This is a genomic window from Peribacillus sp. (assembly GCF_059453735.1).
Map to the genome: position 1 here is coordinate 1 of NZ_JAZVJO010000004.1, position 4,574 is coordinate 4,574.

Consider the following 4,574-nt stretch of genomic DNA (forward strand, 5'->3'; position numbering starts at 1 on the left):
ACTACTTCTATTAATATTTTAATATAATTAAATCCCCTTACCTAATTTCTCGCAAAGGAATTAAAATAGCCACCGAATAACATCACAAAAAAGACCTCTACATTCTAATGTGTTCCCCGCCTCTTAGACTCTCAATCGCTAACTTTTTGCGGACACATCATTACAAAGGTCTTAAACTGGAATTCCTTTGTTTATGTGACTTGAATTTCTCGAAAAACATATTTTACACTAAAGGAAAGGAGTTATTGGTATAGTAAACAACTAATAAAGGCATAGGAGGCGTTCATGATGGCGAAAAACATATTTGGCTCGTTGTTCATTGGTTTAATCGCGGACATTCAAATCATTATTTATGCATATATCACCTATTGCATCCTGTATACGAATCTATTTGAAGAAGCAAACGTTCTTATCCAAATGGGGATTGGTCCTTATTTCACCTCTCATTTGCAATGGGATACATATGCATGGATCTTTATGGCGTATAGCCTAATTGGTCTTGTCGGATTCTTCATGTACCGTTTATTGACTTACGGAATAGATGATATAACGGCCAGAATTAATATGTCCCTTGCCATACTTGTCGTCTCCTATGTTTGCATTGCTTACCCTATTGTACCCTTCCATACCCTTATACATTATTGTCTAATGATCACATTGACGCTTATCCCGTTAGCTGTTGCAAGACTGATCTATGAGTGCGTAACCCATGAAGAGTTAATCAATGGTAAAATCTATCGTTCTAATAAACCTCACCTTCATCTCGTATAAAGAGAACAAAAAGGTTGCTCCCGCGCAACCTTTTTAAGTAAAAACCAGGGGCTGAATCCCCCAGTTTTAATCGGCTAAGTAATATTCCAGTACTGCTTCGATTCTTCGTTCGTTTTTTTGAAAAAGTGACTTCGTGAATACCGACCTCTTGATGCATCCCCTCTAAAAGCTCGACATACTCATTTATCTGGCTGCAAATGTCGTCTCTAGTCTCTCCAACAAATTTGTGCTTCAACAACTCTCTAACAGCCATGTTGCTCTCCTCCTTTGATGTTCGTATTGAAAGATTAAAACTCTCTCTTTATACTATTCCCGCTTAAAATTAAAACCTACCTAACAATATATTGGAAAGATTGAAGGAACTGTAAGGATGATAATTTCAACATCAAGAAGGGGATTAGAAAGATACACCACAAAAATGGGACATCCAAATTACATGCTAATATTCTATAGATTTGCTTGGACCTAAACACCCTGAGATTGATGTTTCCCTCCAAGTAAATCGACCATTTCATAGAACTTAGAACCCGGATTTCTCTTCTTTTAAAAGCTATTTTTTCTCATAAAAAAACTCCCCGAACGGCAAACAGATTAAAAATATTATCTGTTTGCCGCTTAGGGAGCATATCTTTTGTGGTGTCATGCAATATCAGTCAACGGTATATAAAATCCATGATAAATTTATTCTTGTTCGTCTTCAAATATAGAAAGCTCTTCAAACCAATCTTCAGAAGGATGTTTAGGGAACCCTCGTCTAATGTAATCTTTCCCGCCATCCACGGATACATGATCACAGGAGCAAGTTTAAAAGTCTTGTCGGTACATGGATTCGATTATTCTCCGCAGGTTTTACATTTGGCAGCATACTTGATGTTAGATTTCAATAAAAAACTGACTTCCTCTACTCTTATTTGAGGAAGTCAGAATAAGTGGGGCTTTCACTACTTATAAATGTATCTTATAAGAGACACGTGCATTCTATTTAGCTTGGTCCTCTAAATATGCCAATGCATACTGCACATAAAGCTCTGCTCCTACTTTTAATGCATCCTCGTCCACATTGAAATGCCCGTTATGATGAGCCCAGCGGGTATCTTTCACCGTGTTCCCGCTTCCGACCAATGCGAAACACCCTGGGACTTCATCTAAGTAGAAGCTGAAGTCTTCTCCCCCCATAGTTGGATTGTCTAAATGATACGCCTCTTCCCCAAAGCATTCTTTTATTGTTTTTTCAGCAAGCTTAGCACTGTATTCTTCATTAATGACAGCCTGCGTCCCATAAATATATGATACGTCAGCCTCGCCCCCATAGAGATCAGCTACATGTTTGGCATAATGGCGAATCTGCTCTTCAATTAATGTGCGAACCCCTTTATCAAAGCAGCGAACCGTTCCGTCTAATACTGCATTCTCGGCAATGACATTAAACCTTGTCCCTACCTCCATGCGGCCAAACGTCACAACGGCCGGCTGCAGGGGATCAACTCTCCTTGATACAATCGTCTGTACATTCAGGGCGAAGCTGGATGCCATCATGATGGCATCTACTGAATCATGCGGCTGGGCTGCATGGCCCCCGCGTCCTTTAAATTTCACTTGCACAATATCAGCTGAGGCGAATTGAGGCCCTTTTGAACATTGAATTTTGTTCGTATCTACCGATGACCAAATATGTATCCCAAAAATATTATCCACATCTTGAACAGCACCCTGCTTGACCATTGCCTTCGCTCCTTCGGCGACCTCCTCTGCCGGCTGGAAAATCAGACGAACAGCCCCAGGAATTTCATCTTTCAACTGATTCAAAGTTTTTGCGGCAACTAAGAGCATGGCGGTATGACTGTCATGTCCGCATGCATGCATTTTTCCGTCAAACTTCGAACAATAAGGAAGCTCTTGGTTAATTTCATGGACGGATAAAGCATCCATATCAGCTCTTAGCGCTACTCGCTTCCCAGGTTTTCCGCCTGTAATCTCAGCGATCACCCCAGTCGGCTCTGTTCGGCGATATGGGATTCCCAGCTTATCCAAATAGGCGCATACATAATTCGTGGTTTCTACCTCTTCCCAAGATAATTCTGGCTCACTATGCAGCTTTTGGCGGATGGATACTAGCTCTTCATTTAATTCTTCAATAATCTGTTTGACTTGTTTCATTATTTTCTCTCCTTTTTATAGCCAGCTTACGAAAATTCCTGCAAGAATAACGGATACAATCGTGACGGATATGAACCCTCCAACAAGCATTGGCGGCATCATCCTGCTTAACAACAGCTCTTTTTCCTCTTCTGTTTGGGCGAGCGCTTTTACTACTTCATTAGTTATGATGTAATCTGCCGGAAAACCATACAGGGCTGTAAGTGAAACGGCAAAAGCCAGGTACGGACTAACCTTCAGTATTTTCCCGGCAACAAACGAGAAGATAAACATGCCGATCACAGCCAAGAGAATCGATACGACGAGCGGAACAATAATACGAAGCATCATCTCAGGTGTCGCGTTCTTCAACCCGTCAAACACAAAGAGCATGAGGATCATGATAGCTATCCCGAATCCATTTCCTTTCTCAAGCGGCTGGCGTTCCAAGAAGCCGACAGACGTCGCAAGGACCCCAAATACTAAACAAAGTACCAAGGCATTAATTGTAACTACAGGCGACAATAATACGGAGGTTCCATAAGCCAAAGCTCCAACAATTGCGAGACGGAGAAATTTGAAATAATCCGTATTATACTTCATTGGCATTTGCTTAAACAGCTTCGGATTTTCCGGTAATTCAGCCTTCACTTCCTGTGGCACTGTATAGCTTATATCACCTTTACGATAGAGTTTAAGAAGCCTCATTCCTTCTTTCTTTAACACAATGGATGTAAGCGGATATCCCGCAAAGCCCTGCATCACATAAATTACGATGGCAAAGACAGCCAAATCATCTAACCCTGCATTTGCTGCCCCCTCAGACATAATGAGAGATGAGACCAAGCCGCCAACAAGAGGCGGAATCGCCACTACCATCGTTTTGAAATCAAAAATCCATGTACCAATTAAGAATAGAAAACTGATAATACCTAAAATACCCGATAAAACAACGACAATGGTTTTCCATTGATTCTTTAATTCTTGAACCGATAAAAGTGTCCCCATATTCGTGACGAGCAAATACATGAACATCGTGGCAACAACAGGACCAATCCCTGCTATCTCAACGATATTCGCCGGAAAGAACGTCCAATATCCGGCTAAGAATAACACAGCGCAAACAAACACGGATGAAACCCAAGCCTTCGTTTTCGCTGATACCAAATCTCCTATGTATAAAATCCCTACCACTATCACTAGCGCATACATCTGTGTCATGGTGCATCCCCCTGTTTTAGAAAATATGATTTTACTATCATAATATAGATAGAGGGATAAATAAAGGGAATTTTATAAATTTTTAGAAAATAACGAAAATTGTTTTGTTAGAAATAAGAGAATCATAACTTGCGCTCAACAAATACGAAAATCAAGACATATCTTAAGTAATCTATAAAGTAAATATGGACTAGAGAATAATGATTATACATACTAGTATTTCATTTCAATTGAGGAATTTGTTGTAAAAGCTACAATGAGGGAGATTCCACTTGCGAGTGCTTGGAGAGAAGCGAAGAAAACACAATTTGCTCCACCTTAATATTATTTTTACTCTTTAACATACATCTTCTCTAGTATCCGCATTGTTCTCTCATCATATTAATGGAATGTAAAGTTGATACGGAACAATTATTTGCTTCTATCATATTTATCATTTAAATTAC

General features: G+C 39.9%; 4 protein-coding genes and 1 pseudogene. 1 reads left to right on the forward strand and 4 read right to left on the reverse strand.

Translation table 11 applies throughout. From position 1 onward, the window contains the following. Nucleotides 1-288: 288 nt before the first annotated feature. A complete protein-coding gene (locus AC52RT_RS00150; RefSeq protein ID WP_495538879.1) occupies nucleotides 289-771 on the forward strand; it encodes a hypothetical protein in 483 nt (160 codons plus the stop codon). On the opposite strand, the gene AC52RT_RS00155 is transcribed toward AC52RT_RS00150, so the two are convergent. The 4 genes and pseudogenes from AC52RT_RS00155 to AC52RT_RS00170 form a co-directional block, all read right to left on the reverse strand. Next, on the reverse strand, nucleotides 743-1,024 hold the full coding sequence (locus tag AC52RT_RS00155; RefSeq protein WP_495538880.1) for a hypothetical protein: 282 nt from the start codon (nucleotides 1,022-1,024) through the stop codon (nucleotides 743-745). The two genes, AC52RT_RS00150 and AC52RT_RS00155, sit on opposite strands and share 29 nt — an antisense overlap. A 428-nt stretch (nucleotides 1,025-1,452) precedes the next feature. Then, nucleotides 1,453-1,572 (reverse strand): annotated as a pseudogene (locus AC52RT_RS00160) (DUF7695 domain-containing protein); the annotation flags it as partial. Between the two features lie 177 nt (nucleotides 1,573-1,749). Then, complete coding sequence (locus tag AC52RT_RS00165) at nucleotides 1,750-2,928, reverse strand: amidohydrolase (RefSeq protein WP_495538881.1); 1,179 nt, start codon at nucleotides 2,926-2,928, stop codon at nucleotides 1,750-1,752. Nucleotides 2,929-2,943: 15 nt separating this feature from the next. Beyond that, entirely contained in the window at nucleotides 2,944-4,128 is a 1,185-nt protein-coding gene (locus AC52RT_RS00170; RefSeq protein WP_495538882.1) for a hypothetical protein, read from the reverse strand. Nucleotides 4,129-4,574: the final 446 nt, after the last annotated feature.